At 57.6% G+C, this 17,155-nt stretch carries 11 protein-coding genes; 3 read left to right on the top strand and 8 right to left on the bottom strand.

All coding sequences use genetic code 11. The annotated features are described in order from the left end of the window. Nucleotides 1-54: 54 nt before the first annotated feature. Both VGM18_19030 and VGM18_19025 read right to left on the bottom strand, forming a co-directional pair. Nucleotides 55-1,404: a choice-of-anchor tandem repeat GloVer-containing protein gene (locus tag VGM18_19030; protein ID HEY3975108.1), complete on the bottom strand. Its 1,350-nt coding sequence runs from the start codon at nt 1,402-1,404 to the stop codon at nt 55-57. A gap of 224 nt (nt 1,405-1,628) precedes the next feature. Beyond that, the gene (locus VGM18_19025; protein HEY3975107.1) at nt 1,629-2,543 is read right to left on the bottom strand and encodes a LuxR C-terminal-related transcriptional regulator; all 915 of its coding nucleotides are present in this window, start codon (nt 2,541-2,543) and stop codon (nt 1,629-1,631) included. A gap of 258 nt (nt 2,544-2,801) precedes the next feature. On the opposite strand from VGM18_19025, the gene VGM18_19020 reads away from it, so the two are divergent. After that, on the top strand, nt 2,802-5,948 hold the full coding sequence (locus VGM18_19020) for a CusA/CzcA family heavy metal efflux RND transporter (protein ID HEY3975106.1): 3,147 nt from the start codon (nt 2,802-2,804) through the stop codon (nt 5,946-5,948). A gap of 22 nt (nt 5,949-5,970) precedes the next feature. Here the strand turns inward: VGM18_19020 and VGM18_19015 are convergent, their stop codons facing one another. The 5 genes from VGM18_19015 to VGM18_18995 form a co-directional block, all read right to left on the bottom strand. Beyond that, nucleotides 5,971-8,055, bottom strand: coding sequence for a hypothetical protein (locus VGM18_19015; protein HEY3975105.1), 2,085 nt, complete (start codon nt 8,053-8,055; stop codon nt 5,971-5,973). Between the two features lie 20 nt (nt 8,056-8,075). Next, nucleotides 8,076-8,219, bottom strand: a complete 144-nt coding sequence (locus tag VGM18_19010; protein ID HEY3975104.1) for a hypothetical protein — start codon at nt 8,217-8,219, stop codon at nt 8,076-8,078. A gap of 609 nt (nt 8,220-8,828) precedes the next feature. After that, nucleotides 8,829-10,961, bottom strand: coding sequence for a hypothetical protein (locus VGM18_19005; GenBank protein ID HEY3975103.1), 2,133 nt, complete (start codon nt 10,959-10,961; stop codon nt 8,829-8,831). A 270-nt stretch (nt 10,962-11,231) separates the two neighbouring features. Continuing rightward, a complete protein-coding gene (locus VGM18_19000; protein ID HEY3975102.1) occupies nt 11,232-12,068 on the bottom strand; it encodes a Ku protein in 837 nt (278 codons plus the stop codon). Nucleotides 12,069-12,365: 297 nt separating this feature from the next. Beyond that, nucleotides 12,366-13,646, bottom strand: a complete 1,281-nt coding sequence (locus VGM18_18995) for a sensor histidine kinase (protein ID HEY3975101.1) — start codon at nt 13,644-13,646, stop codon at nt 12,366-12,368. A gap of 457 nt (nt 13,647-14,103) precedes the next feature. Here VGM18_18995 and VGM18_18990 point away from each other — a divergent pair, with 457 nt between their 5' ends. Both VGM18_18990 and VGM18_18985 read left to right on the top strand, forming a co-directional pair. After that, a complete protein-coding gene (locus VGM18_18990; protein ID HEY3975100.1) occupies nt 14,104-15,132 on the top strand; it encodes a TIGR03118 family protein in 1,029 nt (342 codons plus the stop codon). Between the two features lie 250 nt (nt 15,133-15,382). Next, nucleotides 15,383-16,405, top strand: a complete 1,023-nt coding sequence (locus tag VGM18_18985; GenBank protein HEY3975099.1) for a TIGR03118 family protein — start codon at nt 15,383-15,385, stop codon at nt 16,403-16,405. A 139-nt stretch (nt 16,406-16,544) separates the two neighbouring features. Here the strand turns inward: VGM18_18985 and VGM18_18980 are convergent, their stop codons facing one another. Continuing rightward, nucleotides 16,545-17,081, bottom strand: coding sequence for a hypothetical protein (locus tag VGM18_18980; GenBank protein ID HEY3975098.1), 537 nt, complete (start codon nt 17,079-17,081; stop codon nt 16,545-16,547). Nucleotides 17,082-17,155 lie beyond the last annotated feature (74 nt).

Below are 17,155 nucleotides of genomic sequence, written 5' to 3'. Positions count from 1 at the left end.
AAACAAGCCGCCCGGGCAAATCGGGCGGCTTGTTTTTATGCGGAAATTAGCGGATCACTTCGTTACACGAAAGATCGCGTTGCTTCCGAGCGTCCTCTTCGGTGTGGTAACTTCCACTCTGCCGGTGGTCGCACCGGTTGGCACGGTGGTGCTGATTTCGGTACTCCGGATGACGGTGAATTTTGCGGCAGTGCCGTTAAAGGTAACGCCGGTCGAACCGGTCAGATTATTTCCCAGAATTATCACCTTAGCTCCTACCTTGCCAGAGCTGGTCTGGGTTTCGACGAACGGCCCGAGGCCCACGCCCAAGCTGAAGACCGTGCCGCACCCTGCCGGACAAACGTCAGTAAAGTTTCCCCCTAAGGTGGCGGTCCCGTACAACGTACCGTCGGTGGCTTGCAGGAGTTGTCCCTGAGCCCAGTTGCCGTCGTTGCCGTCAAAGTTGTGCACGGTGCTCAGAGCGCCGTCGGGAGTGATTTTTACAATCGTGCCGTTGGCGGTAGTCCCGCCGGAAGGCGTTGGCTCGTAGAAGTTTCCGTCAGTGGCTTGCACAAGTGCGGCAAAGGGCAGAGAGCCGTGGGTGCCGTCGAAGCTGAGCAGGCTGGTGAATACGCCGCTGGAATTAATTTTGAAAACCGTGCCGCAACCGCCGCCGCAATCGGCACTATTGCTTCCGCCTCCGAAGGTGGTCCCGTAGAGGTTTCCGTCAGCGGCCTGAATGAGACCGGCATTGGGGTTTTCGCCATCTGGACAACCGCTTTGTGCGCAGAAGTTGTAAAGTGCGGTGAAGGCCCCCTTGGGAGTGATCTTGAAGATGGTTCCACCTCCGTTGCCACCGCCCATGAGTGTGGTGCCGTAAAAGTTCCCGTCAGCCGCTTGTAGCAAACGTCCGTATGGCTGCCATCCATCGGTATTGTCGAAGTTGTGGAGAGTGGTCAGCGTGCCGCCCGGAGTCATTCTGAAGATCGTACCGTAGCCAAACGTCCCCTCATAAACGGTCGCGCCGTAGAAGTTGCCGTCGGTGCCTTGCACCACCCCCGCTATGGGTTCAGAACCTGCATTCTCAAAAGAGTTGAGCGTAGTCAATGCGCCGGCTGCAGTGATTTTGAAGACGGTCCCGGTCTCAAAAGCGCCTCCCTGGGAACAGGTTCCGTAAAAGTTCCCATCGCTCGCTTGTATAAGTCCGCCGGTAGGAAACTTACCGTCGGAACCGCTGAACGAGTACAGAGTCGTGAGCGCACCTTTGGGGGTGATTTTGAAAACGGTGCCATCGCCGTCGACGCCGCCACAAGCCGTTGTCCCATAAAAGTTCCCGTCTGTAGCCTGGACGAGACCCATGTAATCCGCACAGCCGCCGTTAGTGAGATCGAAGTCCAGCAGTGTGGTGAAGGATTGGGCGGGCAACCGGGTCGCGCCGGCGATACAAAGTAGGAAGACGACAGCCGCTACTTTTGGGAAATGAAGTCTCTTCAGAAAGCCCCCTTTTTTCGCCCTCGCAGACGCGAGAGCCCGACCGAGAGATCTTAGTTCGAAAGCAGAAATCGACGGGGGATGGACGGCACGGCTCGTGGCAAGGATTATCCCCGAGGCCAGACGGCTTGTCAATTTCGGCACGCGCCAGAGCGGGCCTAAAGCAGGTCTCGATAGCGTTCCAGCGCGACGCGAACCAACTGGCTTCTGGTACGCACTTCCGTCTTGCCAAAAAGCTGCTGGAGGGTATTCTTGACGGCGCTCTCCGAGATTCCCAAGCGCGAGGCGATTTCCTTGTTCGCTAAGCCCTGAACCACCAGGCGCAGGGCATCCAGTTCGCGGCTGCTCAGGGAGGGGCGTTCTGTTTGATCCAACGTGGCCGAACCCGGGCCGGCCAGGGCAGATTGTTCTTCGCTCACGTCGGCGACGATGGCCGCCAGCTTGGGTTTCGTGCCTTCCTTATAAGTCGAGAACCAGACTTCGGCAAGGAACGATTCTCCGGTGCCCCGATGGCCGCGGCACTGCATCGAAGTGCGAAACTGCGGGCCCTCTTCCCAGCGCAGCGCGTGATGCAGTTCGGGGAGGAAGGCGGCGATCGGCTGCCCGATCAATTCTCCATGCTGGGGAGCCATGAGATCCACCGCAGCGCGGTTGGCCAATTCGATGAAGCCACGCTGATCGACGGTGACGATGGCCGCGGGGCTGGTTTCGACCAGCACGCGAATGCGTTCCTGGGACTCCAGGCTTAAGCGGCGATTGCGAAGAACTTCTGAGGTCAGAAGTCCGCAGCCGCACAGGGCTAGGGCTTCGAATCCCAGGCGGATGTTGGCATCGGAGGGGTCAAGGTTGCTGAAACGCTCGCTTAACAACGCGCAAGCGATCCCCAACAGGGCGATCGCCCAACGCGGCAGGAATCCGGCGGCGAGCATGATGGGGAACAAGTACAGAAAGCCCAGAGAAAAGTAAGGTTTGGTCCACCAATCCACAACCGCGATTGCCAGAAGAATGGCACTGCTGGCGAGCAGAACAGGGACCCGGTTGCGCCGTTCCCAGATCCAGTCCAAGTGAGGCATGCATTTGGAATAATCCGCCAAATTATCCCACGCCATCGGCCGTTTTCATAATCCAATCGAACGATTTATCCGGAAGATTGTAACGTCGTCCGGAAGATTAACTCTCAGGCCGATTGAGTGCCTCCCGCCCAAGTTCCCTTTAGAAGATAAATAAGGCTGACCCTCGCGACCGGACGAGGGCGGTGAGTGGTGTCGGCCAGGCGAAGACATCACGTTGCAACATCGGCATAACAGCTTCGGCATAAAAGGGGAGCAACAATGATCCGGCGCGTCGTCGATTTCGCGCTCAGCAATCGCCTTCTGGTTCTGGGACTGGCTCTGGTGCTCTTCGCCTGGGGCATCATTTCGTTCCACAACCTGCCCATTGAGGCCTATCCTGACGTGGCCGACAACTACGTGGAAGTCATCACCCAGTGGCCGGGGATTTCCGCTGAGCAGATCGAACAGCAGGTCACCATCCCGCTTGAGACGGTAATGAACGGCATCCCGGGCGTGGTCCATCTGCGTTCCTTCTCGCTATTCGGCTTGTCCGACCTGAAACTGGTGTTCGAAGATGGAACCGACAACGCCTGGAACCGCGAACGCGTGCTGGAGCGCCTGAGCCAGGTCACGTTGCCGCCTGGAGTGTCGCCGCAGATGGGCACCGACTGGAGTCCGGTCGGTCAAATCTACTTCTTCACCCTGCACAGCACCAATCCCAAGTATGACGCGATGGAACTGAAGTCGATTGAAGACTGGGTCGTTGAAAAAAATCTCAAGTCTGTGCCTGACATTGTGGACGTGGCCAGTTTTGGCGGACCCACCCGGGAATACCAGGTGCGGATCGATCCCAACCAGATGGTTTCCTACGGGCTGAGTCTGGCCCAGGTCGAGCAGCAACTCGCCAACAACAATGCCAATGCTGGCGGCAGCTTCATTCAGGCGGGCTTGCAGCAGATCAACGTGCGCGAGGTCGGACTGGTTGGCAATACCCACGACATTGAAGAGACCGTGATCTTCACGAAGAACGGCACGCCTCTTCGTATGCGAAACATTGGGGTAGTTTCGCAAGGTCCGAAAATCAGGCTGGGCCAGTTTGCCCGCGCCCTTCATCGCGAAGATGGAAGAATCATCGACAATGACGACGTGGTCTCGGGTATTGTGCTACTGCGCAAGGGCGCTCCCGCCGACCCGGCGCTGAAAGCCCTCCACGAAAAAATCCAGGAGATGAACGATCACATCCTGCCGCCGGGAGTAAAGATCGTTCCCTTCATCGATCGCAGCGATCTTGTCCACTTCACCAGCCACACGGTTTTGCACAATCTGACGGAAGGAATGATCCTGGTATCGATCATTCTTTTCATCTTCCTGGGCAACGTCCGCGGAGGCCTGATCGTTGCGGCCACGATTCCGTTTTCTTTGCTCTTCGCATCCATCTGCCTCGACTTGAAAGGCATCCCCGCGAACCTGCTGTCTCTCGGGGCCCTGGACTTTGGCATGGTGGTGGATGGCGCAGTGGTGATGATCGAAAACATTGTCCGCCACATGGGTCTCACCAATGGAACGCAAACTCCTACCGAGCGGATTGGCGAAGCCTCGCATGAAGTCCAGCGCCCGGTGTTCTACGCCATCGCGATCATCATCACGGCATACCTGCCAATTTTCACCCTGCAACGCGTGGAAGGCCGCCTGTTCCGTCCCATGGCATGGACCGTCGCCTTCGCCCTGGCCGGCGCTTTGCTGTTTTCCATCCTGATCGCGCCTGTACTGGCCAGTTTCGCTTTTGCCAAGGGAGCGAAAGAGTGGCACAACCCGGTCATGCATTTCCTGACCGGGCGCTATCGCGTAGCCGTGCGATGGGCAATTCGCCATCGCGCAGTTACAGTCGGTGGTTGCCTCTTAGCTGTCGCGGCGGCAAGCTATCTTGCCTTTAGCGGCGCGATCGGCTCCGAATTCCTGCCCCATCTCGACGAGGGTGCGCTTTGGGTCCGAGGCACGCTCGCACCCAGCACCGGGCCGGACGAAGGCATCCGCGTCGCCAATCAGGCTCGCATCGTCCTCTGCTCCTTTCCGGAAGTCCCCCAATGCACCAGCCAGGTCGGGCGTCCCGATGACGGCACCGATACCACCGGTTTTTTTAATACCGAGTTCTTCGTCGATCTGAAACCCAAGGAAGAGTGGCGCCCGATTTTCCACGAAGACAAAGATGAACTGATCGCCGCCATGCAGCGCGAACTCGACAAAATTCCAGGGGCCCTCTGGGGCTTTTCGCAGCCCATCGAAGACAACATGGAAGAAGCGGTCAGCGGGGTCAAAGGTGAACTCGCCACCAAAGTCTACGGCCAGGATTTGAGGACGCTGGAAGCCAAGGCCGATGAGATTGTCGGAATCATGCGCCAAATTCGCGGAATTGAAGATCTGGGAGTCTTTCGTGTACTCGGCCAGCCGAACCTGAATGTAGCGGTAGATCGCAATGCCGCCGCTCGCCACCAGATCAACGTGGCCGACGTTCAGGACGCGATCCAAACCGCCGTCGGCGGCAACGCGCTCACCCAGGTGCTGCAAGACGAAGCCCGCTACGATCTGGTGTTGCGTTATCTTCCCCAATATCGCGATACCAAGGAAGGCATCGAGAAGATTCGGCTCCTGTCGTCCACTGGAGAACGCGTCTCACTTGCGCAACTCTGCAACATTCAGGTACAGGATGGCGGCTCTGAAATATATCGCGAGGGCAATGAGCGCTACATCGCAATTAAATACAGCGTCCGTGGACGCGACCTGGGCAGCGCCGTCGAAGAGGCCATCGAAAAGGTGACGCATCAGGTAAAGCTGCCTATCGGCTATCACCTCAAGTGGGAGGGCGAATATGCCAGCCAGAAGCGCGCCAACGCTCGCCTGCTGATCGTGCTACCCATCACCATCCTCATCATCTTCATCATTCTTTATACAATGTTCAAGTCATTTAAGTGGGCGATGCTGATCATGGCCAATATTGCGATCGCGCCCGTCGGCGGCCTGCTGGCTCTTTTGTTCACGGGTACGAATTTCAGCGTCTCTTCCGGGGTAGGATTTCTTGCGCTGTTTGGCGTATCGGTGCAAACCGGCGTCATCATGCTGGAATACATCAATCAGTTGCGCGTGAAGCGCTACACCATCGAAGATGCGGCAGTGGAGGGAGCGGTATTGCGTCTCCGTCCCATCATGATGACGATGCTGGTGGCAACCCTTGGCCTGCTGCCCGCCGCGATGTCTCACGCGATTGGTTCGGACTCGCAGCGACCTTTTGCCATCGTGATCGTGGGCGGTCTCATGGCCGCACTGATCATGAGTATTTTTCTGTTACCCACGCTCTACGTTTGGATCGCCGGCGAACGCGACGTCCTGCCCGCCAACTCGACCTTTGCCGAAGGCGAGCACGTCGACTAGGCGCGTATGGACGTAGTGGCGATCATTGCAGCGCGGACTGCGTGGCTTTGACCAGTGTCGCCCCGGTTTTGGTCGTGTAATAGACGCTCGAAGCTTGCGACAGATTGCTGTTGTTGTCGGGGATAATGCCGCTGGTGCCGCCAGTGGCGGCGAGCGCGGTCGTATTGGCGTTGATCGTCGGGAACCCACTCGTAATGTCCAGGCTCATGATGCAGCCACCGGTTCCGCCCAATTTAGTTGCGACGCAGTTATTGGTGACTCCGACAAAAAGAAAATCTTTTGCCAGCGTAGAGTTATAAAACTCCGATACCGGCGACGAATCGGCGGTGCCAGTGGCCAGAGCGGCCGAGTTCGAGACGGTCGAGTTCATCACGCCGCCCGTGAATCCGACGCCGTAGAGCGTGGGAAGCGTACCGGTGCCGGTTCCTGCGACAAACATCATCGGCGGTGGAGTTGTTCCACCTGTGTAAAAAGAGTTGTTGAAGTCGGGCAGGTATGGTCCGGTATAGGTGGTGGTCTTCGTGCCCACGGCTACGGAAACGCTGCTCGCCATACTCGTGGGCGTCTGCACGACGATGGCATGGGTGCCGTTGGAGTTGAAGCTGGCGTAGACCATCTGGTGAGTGCTGTCGATTACCACGGGATTCTCCGACGTGGTGCCGCTGGCCACGACTGGGCCGTACACCACAGAGGGCGCCGCGCCGCTGTCGACTACATAATCGATGCGGCCGCTGCTATCCGTGAAAAAAACTTTGTTCGACACCTGATCGTAGACGGGAGTGGATGGAATGGCAGTGATGGGAGCGCTCCAAACGATCGTTGGGACGCTGCCGTTGAATACGTTGCTGATCTTGTAGAGGTAGCCCGAGCCCACGCCAGCCGTACTGTAACTAGTGACATAGGCTACGTCGCGGAAGTCGGCCCCGGTGTAAAGAATAAAAGGAGCATTCGTGGAGCCTTGGTTGGTGACGCCGCCGTCGGGAGAAAGCAGCACGCGATTGTCGACGGCATTATTTCCGCCGCCAGCTCCAGGCACGACCGGGGCCGTCGCGCCGGTCCCGTTGGTCCCGGTGCTGCCAAGCGTGAGGCAGTGGAAGTACGAACTGCCGGAGAGATTCTCCACGTAGGCAATCTGCTTTCCGCTTTGAGAGATGACCAGCGAAGCCGGAACCTGTCCCGTACCTGAAGCGTAGGCGAACTTGACCGTCGGGCCGGTGGTGGGGCAGAAACCGGTTCCACTGGAATTGCTGTAGAGATTATTGAGTCCCAGGATGTTGGCTTGAGTGCTCGATCCGCTGGTGGGTATGCCGATAACCACGAAGTCGTTGGCGCAACTGGGCGCCGACTTCACGTTAAACACATATTTCGCGGGGAACATCTGGCCGCCGCCCGGGTCGGGACCAGAACTCACGCCCGGCGTGAAGAAACCTGCCGAGGTAATTTCAACGGTGTAGACGCCTCCGGCGAAGCTATAGAAAGAATAGTTACTCGCGCTATTGCCCCAGATGTTGACCTCCGTACCGCCGCCGGTGAAGAGAAGACCATACCCATCGAGCGTCGGGTTGGCGGCAGGAAAGAAGAGGTCATCGTAATCGAAAGCACCAGCGGGGCTGACCGTCACGCCTGGCCCACCGGGATGCAGGGTGTAAGAGCCAATGTCGCTGCCACCGGTCACGTTGAGGGTGCCCGCGGTGACGAGCAGTTCGCCACCACCTAAGTTCGTGGAAGTCAGGGTTCCATTCCCCGTCTGGGCGGTAATGCCAAATGTATAGGTAGAGTCGAACAGCGGCTCAAAATATGCGAGTCCTAAAGCCACGCTCCAGTCTCTTTTCGTGCGCGCCTTCTGATTTACCGGATGACTCTGGGGCCACCAGGCCTCGGGATGACGGAGATACCAATTTTGCAGCCAGCGCGGTTCTCTTTGGATTTCAGCCTGCTCGGCTGCATCACTGGCATCCGGAAAGAGAATATGATGTTGAGTCCAATCGGAGACAATCCCCAGAGGAACGCTGGGCGACGCCGTCTGCCCTGCCGTCGGAACCGATGCCATCAGCCCGCAGCAGAAAATCAAAGCCACGATAAACAGCCTGTCAAAGAATATTCGCACTGTTTTCTCCGAAACTCGCGCTACGAAACTTTTCTCGCGCTGTGGCACTGCCCTTCCGTAACCGTTTTTCCGCAAGTCAGCGCAGAGGTCTCGAACACCTTCTCGAAGCGGAACTCGGGCTTGACGTAAGGCTTCTTCGGCGGCGCCTCTTTCTCTGTACTCATATCCCCTCCAGTGTTGCAGGGCCCTGCCATCGTGAAAACTCATGGCTACGAAAAACCGGTCACCCTGTTTCATGCATTTCAAATCGTGCGCATTCGACGGCAAAGTTCGATCGTGCAGATTTCGACGCACGAGTTCGATTCCGCAACGACTCTATCCAAAAAATTAGATTGTTTAGATCCGCACTGGCTGGGGTTGGACTACCGTTGCCGGAATAGTACGCGGGCGAAACGGAAGAGTCAATGAAAAGTGGCCGCCGGTAGTTGGGTCAGTTTGGGCTGCGTGGCCCATAAAAGAAAAAGAATAGGGAGGTCGCTCAAGCGACCCAGCCCGCCCAGAGGTAGAGAAAACTACAAACACCGATTAAAGCTAGAAACAGGAAGAACAGCGCGTCCCAGAGCAACTTACGGCGAGCAACTTCTGACTGCATGGCTGTATTCCTCCATGCGTAGTGTCCCGCCGTTTCTTCCCCTCCCGTTAACTACCTCGGAACCTTGTTACGAAAGCCGAACATCCTTCCAAATTTTAAAACTGACCCACTACCCGGCCGTCCGTGCATGCGACGGATCATTAGAAAGCATCCCGGCGACTTGCGGGCCGACTGGAGGCCGCTACTGCCCGGTCAGCAGGAAGATGGGATTCTGCGGCGGGGGTAAAGGAACGGCTGTCCCGGTATCGCTTGTGGGGGATACATTGGCGATGGTGCATGGCGATACGTTGGCAGTAGTACAGGTAAAAGCAGCTTGAAACTGTGTCGCCGACAATCCGGTATTGAGAACGGTAAGCGTCAATCCGTTCAGCGCCGTGCCCGCGCTTGAAGTCATCCCCGTAATGGAGAGCTTCTGTCCTGCAATAAAGCTGTTTAGCGCCGTGAAGGTCACGACATTGTTCGTAATCGAGAAGGAAGTGACAGCGGCGACCGCGCTGCAACTGGGAGACCCGCAGGCGCTGAATTGCGGAGCAATGTTGGTCACCAGTTGGTCGGGAGTGTTATTGCTTTGCGAAGAGACCGAAGTGCTGGTGGTGCTGATGTCGGCGACGGAACCGGCGTCGCAAATGCTCACATAGACGTGGCTGCTATCGGCTGCGGCGGTGGCGAACATCCGAAAGCGAGTCGCTCCGGGAGCGTAGGCGGTGGCGGACACGCAGCTCGCGACCGGAGGCACGGCATATTGAGTGGCCGCGAACTGAGGCGTCATCAGCAACGACAGCGATGGATTCGGCGCCAGCAAAGTGGAAGCCGCCGGCTTGACCGTCATCGCAAGAGCGTCAAACACAGTGAGCATCGGAACAATGCAACTGCCCGCGGGGCCTACATTCGGATCCGAGCAATTGGTCTGCGTCTGAAAACTGGCGACGTAGAAGCGCGAGCCATCGGGCAGCGCAGCGATGGAAACCGGGGAGCATCCCGTTGGGCACGGGGGGTTCGTACCGGCGGCCATGTTGATCGTCGCCATCAAGGTCGGCGTGTCATTGGCGTTGCCGCTCAGGTCAACACCGCCGGTGGCAGAAAACACATAGAACGTGCCGGTGTTGGGATTGGTGACGTAAATCCGGTTGAGATGCGCATCATACAAAACGAAATTGGCGCCTGCGCCCACCGACAAATTGGTCTGGCTGGGAAGCACGGTGTTGGTCGCGGGATCGATCGGAATCAAGTTCCCTGATTCGTTCGACGCAATGTCTCCCTGAGTGAGCACGTAAACTCGCCGGCTGTCGACGCGGGCCACGGCCCAAACCGGAATGCTGCCGGCAGTGTTTCCGACTGGAATCGTCGCGGCAGTCGACAGGTCGATGGGCGAAAGATTGAGCACGTCGTTGTTGCCAAACGTGTCTTTTCCCTCATTGAGCACATACAGATTCTGCGAGTCCGGAGTCTCCACCATCGCGATCGGATGTGCCGCCGGGGCGAGGTACATGATGTTGGAGATGGTATTGGCGGCGGTGTCGAGCGCGGCCACGGAGTCCGTGCTGGGCAGGTTGCAGTTCGCCCCGTTTTCATCTCCGAAGTTAGCCACAAACACGGTGCTGGCCTCGGTTGTCGCGACGAAATCAGGCAGGTAACGGCAAAATAGCGGAATCGGAACCGTCGCGGTTCCACCGGAAGTCGGGGTCAGATTCGTGATGGTATTCGCATACTGGACGGTGGTTCCGCTGACGGATGTAATGGGGAAACTGCCATCGTACCCGGTCGGGTTGAGAGGGTTCACTCCGCCTTCGACCACTCCCGAAACCACGATCAAGCCGCCCACCTGGGCATTGATGAGAGGAGCGCTCAGCGTCATGGTGACCGTCGTTCCGGATTCGCTGATGCTCAGGATGCCGGCAAGCTGGGTAGGGCCGACGTTGGGCAGGGTAAAGGTGTTGACGGTGCCAAAACCAGTTGCAGTTCGGCTGTTCACCGCCGGGAAGAACGAAGTGACCACATCCGCGTCGCCGGTGTAGAGGCTGCCGGCGCTGGCCACAAAAATCCGCGAACCGTTGGACACCGTGGCGGCATGCGTAGGATTGACGCCCATGTCCGCTTCGCCAATGTTGGTGTCCCCCGAGACATCGATCTGGAACGCGGTGCCGGGATTATAGGGCACATTCGTGGTCAAGCCGAACACGGCGTGAAAGTTCGCCGGGTTCGGTGGAGTAGTGCCAGTGGGAATCACTACGGGGCGATAGACCTGGCCACAGGAAAGTTCGAGCCAGGTTGCCAGCGCAATCGCGGCCACCCAGCCCACACGTCGGAAACTCATCGGCACCCCGAAGGAGAATTTCTGTTTCGCATGCAGTGGGACAGAATTGGTTATTGTAACGATTGTCGAGCGTACGCGCTAGCGTCCGGCTTCCGGTTCTCAGTTCTGGATGCTGCGCCAGTCGCGAGGGATGCCTGAAGCGGTTTTCGGAGGGGATGGACGCCTCGTCCGCCCTGCGGAGCGAAGCTCCCCATTGCGGCCGCCGAAGAGTGGCCGGCATTCAGTTTGCTCACTTCGCGCGCAATCCGGAGGAGGGCATCCAGAGTTCCACTACCGCCGCCGCGACTTTGCGGCCGCTGCCGGTTCCTCGCTCTTGATGGCTGCGGCGGGCTTCTTCTTGCCTTCCATTTGCGCCAGGCTTTGTTTCAGTGCGGCCATCAGGTCTACGACCGGAGCCAGTTTCTTCGGCTTCTCGACTTCGGCCACTTCCCCGCCCTCGAGTTTGGTCTCGATCAACTTCTTCAGATTTTCCTGGAAGGTGTCTTTATATTTCTCCGGATCCCACTCATCCGCGAGTGCTTCGATCAACTGGTGAGCGACTTTCACCTCGGCTTCTTTCAACTCAACATCGGGGGCGCCGAAGCCTTCCACTTTTTTCACTTCTTCGGCGTAGTACATCGTATGCAGCATCATGCCCCCTTCGTGCGGACGCAGGAAAACGGTGTATTCGCGATTGTGCATGGTGATTTTCGCAATGGCGACGTATTCGCTCTCTTCGAGCGCCCTGGTAAGCAGGGCGTAAGGGCGGCGTCCGGCTTCCTCCGGCATCATGTAATACGACGACTCGAAGTACACCGGATCGACTTCGCTGGATTTCACGAATTCGAGGATCTCCATCGTTTTCGCCGTTTGAGGCTCGATCTTCTTAATCTCATCCGGCTCGATGATGATGTATTCATCTTTGCGAAACTCGTAGCCCTTCACGGTGTCGGCGCGATCGACCACGACGCCTTCCGCCTGGCAGATGTATTGCTGCTTCAGGCGCGACTTGTCGGTGCGATGCAGCATGTTGAAAGAAATGCCGGAACTGCGCGCGCCGGAAAAAAGACGCACGGGCATAGAAATAAGTCCGAAAGTTAAATGACCGGACCAGACAGATGATGGCATAGTTCCCCTCGCAGGCAATCCCGAAGCGGCCAGAGCGCCAGCTTCAAGATCGGGTAGCTAAACACCACAGCACAGAGAGTTTAGCCTACAACGATGCTTGGATGCACCAATCGCTTCTCACGTTGGGCGCAGGAGTAACCCAAACTCGAAACCAGAGGGGATGGGGTCGGCCGTCCGAAGACCCTACGGGTTGTATTAACGGAATGGGTTCCAGAGTTCGAAGACGGCTTGGGATTGAACGGCCAAAAAAGAAGCAGGTTGCTCCCCTTGGTCGGGAACGACACGATGGGGAATTGATTACGGGAGGGCGGGATTTCGGTCGGAGGAGGTTTTGGGGCGGCCGGCATCGGCTGAGTTGGGGCGACGCAAGGCGGGCAGAGCGACGCGGACGATGGTACCGGTCTGGATAGACTGAATCTCAAGGCGCCCGCCTAATTCGCGGACGCGCTCGCGCATACCTGTGATGCCAACGCCGGCAGAACTCACCGAGGAGTTGAATCGCTGTAGACGTTCTTCGGAAATTCCTTTGCCGTTATCGCCCACTTCTAATTTGAGTTGATCGGAATCGCGGCTGAGCCGGATGCTGGCGGCAGAAGCTCCGGAATGGCGATGAACATTGGTCAGGCTTTCCTGCAAAACGCGAAAGAGGACGAGTTCGCAATCGCGCGGCGGGCGTTCCATCTGCTCGGGGATGTCGCACTCGACGTGAATGCCGCTGCGCCTGGAGAATCCGTCGGCAAACCAGCGCGCGGCGGAGGCAAAGCCGGCCTCGTCGAGCAGAGGAGGATGGAGGAGATACGAAGTCGTACGAACTTCCTGGAGGGCATCGTCCGCCAGCGCGTCCAGATCGTCGAGCAGTCGCAGGATCTCCGCGCGCCCGGTGGCGATGTGCCGGATTAATGCAGTCGACATCTTCATGGCCGCCAGAGTCTGGCCGGCGGTATCGTGCAGGTCGCGAGCGATGCGGCGGCGTTCTTCATCCTGAAGGGTCATCAGGTGAAGGGATAATTGGCGTTGCTGCGCCTCCGATTGTTCGCGGACTTTGATCTCAGATTCCAGCCGGACCAGCGTTTGCGACAATTCCCGGGTGCGATCGTCTACGCGCTGTTCCAACTCATCGTGCGCCTTGCGCAATTCGTTTTCGGCATGGCTTCTTTCGCGGGCTTCGGTGGTAAGGGCGACGATGGTGTCGTTGAGCAACAACTGTTTCTTCCGGGCGGCATCGCCGAGTGCGGTAAGAACGGCACACAGCAGAATGAAGCCAACGATGGCATGAACTTCCGGCAGCCGGACGCCCCCGAGGGAATGCCGGGGATCGACAAACCAGTAAAAAATTCCAAAGAAACCAAGCGCGCCGCTTAGGACTGCCGGAGCGAAGCCGCACACAACGGCACAAAACGCTACCGCAATATATACCGTGACGTAGAAAGCGACATGTCCGAGCAGTGGGTCCAGAACCCAGCGCAATACGATTGCCAGGACTGCGGCCGCGACTGCGATCAGATAACGTCGCGCGGCGGCCTCACGCGGAAGTGGACTAAGAAGTGCGAGGAAGCGTGAGAGAAGCGGGCTTGCCATGCGACCTCCCTGAATACTACGAAGCAAAGCACCATTCGACTCGGCGGGCGCGAAGGTGCGGTTGTCAGTTAGTGCGCAGGATATAAGTAGAGACAATATTGAAGATGCACCATCGGGGGAGAAAGTTGCAAGAAGTGCTTTAAGTACACACGCTAGAGAGGTGCGGGCGAGGCGTGGCAAGTTTGGATTTCAACGGCTTCGGGCTTAGAGAGTACACAATCGTACAGCGACAAAACCACGCGGCCGAGCTTTGCTCGGGCCGGGACGGGCGGGGCGCCCGTCCCTCCACAAGAAAGGCGCGCGTCTTCACAATAAGAATGCAAAACGTTGACATCGGGCTGACAATCCGCCGTCGGGTGCGACCTAGCATCAGGTGGCTCGTCAGGAATTGTGAACGGACGCGGAGAATACTCCACCCCACACCCCTGCCCTGACCTGCACTCCAAAGGAGATCTATATGCAGCGTCGCAGAGTTACCTTCGCACTTGTCTCGGGACTTGCACTGATGTTGGTTTCGAGTGCGGCCACAGCGCAGTATCAACTTACCAATCTGGTGTCGAATCAAGTCGGACAGGCCAGCCACAACGATCCGCTGCTGGTGAATGCATGGGGACTGGCATACGGTCCGGGTGGGCCCTTCTGGATCAGCGATGAGAGCACAGGGTGGTCCACGCTCTATACCGGCGGAGGCATCAAGCAAGGATTGCAAGTGGTGATTCCCTCGGAGAGCGGGCAGGGACCGGGTTCGCCGACGGGTATCGTGTTTAACGGATCGCAGGAGTTCCAGGTGCAGGGATGGGCGTCGATTTTCCTTTTCGCGACGCTCGATGGCACGATCAGCGGATGGGCGCCGCAGTCGAATCCGAACGCGGCGATCGTCGCCGTGGATAAGTCGAGTTCGGGCACGGTGTATACCGGACTCGCCATTACGAGCAGGGCCTCGGGTAATTATCTGTTCGCGGCCGACAATTGGAATAACAAAGTTGATATGTACGACGCCAATTTCAATCTGGTGATGTCGTTCACAGATGCCACGGTGCCGGCGGGATTTGCCCCGTTTGGAATTCAGGACATTAACGGACTGCTGTTTGTGTCGTTCGCCAGCCCGTCCGGCAAGTCGGGCGGATACGTGGACATGTTCAGCGAAGCGGGAGTGTTTCTGAAACGAGTGGCGCAAGGCTGGCCCTTGAACCAGCCCTGGGGCTTTGCCGCGGCGCCGGATAATTTCGGGACGCTCAGCAATACGTTGCTGGTCTCGAACAACACCAACAAGACTTCGACGATCAATGGATTCGATGTGCTGACGGGAGCGTTTGTCGGGACGGTGTCGGATGCGAACGGAAACAAGATTCAGATCGATCAGTTATGGGGCATTGAATTTGGGGGTGGGAACTCGAACGACGGCAACAAGAACGAACTCTTCTTTACGGCGGGACCGAACAATAATCTGGCGGGCACGTTCGGAAAAATCGCGGTTGTGAAGTGACGTCGGCAACCGGGCAGAAAACGAGCGAAGTCCGTCCGTAGGGTGTCGCACAGCACCCGGCCGAGCTTTGCTCGGCCGGGACGCGCGGGGCGCCCGTCCCTCCGTTAGCGATAGAAAATGCAAATTGGTGACAAAACCGTGACAACCGGGAAAGGCCGTCAGACTTAGGATTTCGTGGCTAGTCGCCGGCCTCGAATTTCGATTTCAACTTTGCCATTTCAACTTTGCCATTTCAACAAGGAGAATCTGCATGTCCAGTTCCGTTCGTCGCGCGATCACCTTCGTCGCCTGTTGCGGGCTTGCCCTGATGTTGTCGGGGGCGGCCATGGCTCAGGCCTACTCAGCAACTTATTTGGATTCGAACCTGGCGGGAAAAGCCAAGCATCAGGATTCTTTGCTACAGAACCCCTGGGGATTGGCCTACGCCCCGGGTGGCGCTTTCTGGATCAGCGATGAAGCTTCGGGATGGTCCACGCTCTATGACGGAAGCGGAAATCTACAGAGTCTGAAAGTTGTGGTGCCGTCATCTTCGGGGACGGGCGCGGGATCGCCGACAGGGATCGTTTACAACGGGTCCACGCAATTCGCGATTGATTCCTGGGTTTCGGTATTTCTGTTCGACACACTGGATGGAACCATCAGCGGATGGTCGGACTTTGAACCGAGCACAACGCTGATTGCGGTGCGACAGGCGGGAGCGTCGTACACGGGATTGGCGATCACGAGCCATCCTTCCGGGAACTCGCTGTTTGCCGCAGACGCGGCCAATAACAAGGTGGATGTTTTCGATGGCAACTTCAATCTGGTGAAGTCATTCACCGACAGCACGATTCCGGCGGGCTTTGCTCCGTTCGGGATTCAGGATATTGGGGGACAATTGTATGTCACCTATGCGGCGCAGAACGGTGGGCCAGGCGGATACATCGATATCTTCACGGAAGACGGGGTCTTCGTAAAGCGCTTTGCGCAGGGCAAGCCGTTGAACCAGCCTTGGGGCCTGGCAGTCGCCCCCAAGAATTTCGGAACGCTGTCAGGCACTCTCCTGGTTTCGAACAATGCAGCGATGGGCACGATCAACGGATACAACCTGGCGACCGGAAAGCTCGTGGGCACGATGAAAACTTCTCTGGGAAAGCCGCTTTTTATCAACGGACTTTGGGGAATTGAGTTCGGCGGTGGCGCGACTCTCAACGGAAAGACGAACCAGCTATTCTTTACGGCTGGTCCCAACGACACGGATGGGTACTTCGGGGTAATCAACTTCGTGAAATGAAAACGCGACACGGAATGGAAGCAAAGGCCGCCTGCGAGGGCGGCCTTTCCCTTTCCCCACGTAGCGGCGGACGCATTCGTCCGCCCGCATGAAATTGGTAAGGCTAGGCCCCGGACGAATCCGTCCGGGGCTAGGCGATTTATTGCGGAGGCGAAGTTGGGTCGGTCGGAGTCTTAACGGCGGGCCTTGCGGTGCCAGCCTTGGCGTCGAGCGGCTTCTCCGCATAATTATCTTTACGGGGCTCGTACTTCGAGTTCGTATCGCCCAACGGAGCAGAGTGGTCGACAGGTTTCATGGCGATGACCTGGTAGCGGCGCTTTTTTCGATCGCCGTCCGGGATGCGCATCTCCATTACATCCTTGAAAATTCTGAATTCGCCTTCCTTCCCGACGGGAAGGATGACGGGATGTTTGTGATTGAGCGGTCGAATGTGGTACTCCATTTCGTCGGTGCGCAGCATGTATTGCGGGCAGAGTTTTTCGTCGGAATCGACGTGAGTGGCTCCAATGGAGCCAAAAACGCTGCCCAGGCCGGTCAGTCCGCGCTCTTTCGCGCCGCAGGGCACGGCCTCCATTTTTTCGATCATGGCGCGGTCGTTATGCTTCTTGTCCCCCGCGAAAGCGGGAACGGCGAGCACGAGAGCGCAGAACGAAATCATCAGCGTGTGTCTTTTCATGAGTGCCTCTGCTTTCTGAGAATTGCCAAACTTCGAATTTCTTAAAATCACTAAGAATCGCGCAGTACGAAATC

It is taken from the genome of Candidatus Sulfotelmatobacter sp., assembly GCA_036500765.1.
GTDB lineage: Bacteria > Acidobacteriota > Terriglobia > Terriglobales > Acidobacteriaceae > Sulfotelmatobacter.
Note: the sequence above shows the minus strand (reverse complement) of the source record. Positions and strands in the feature narration are given on the sequence as shown.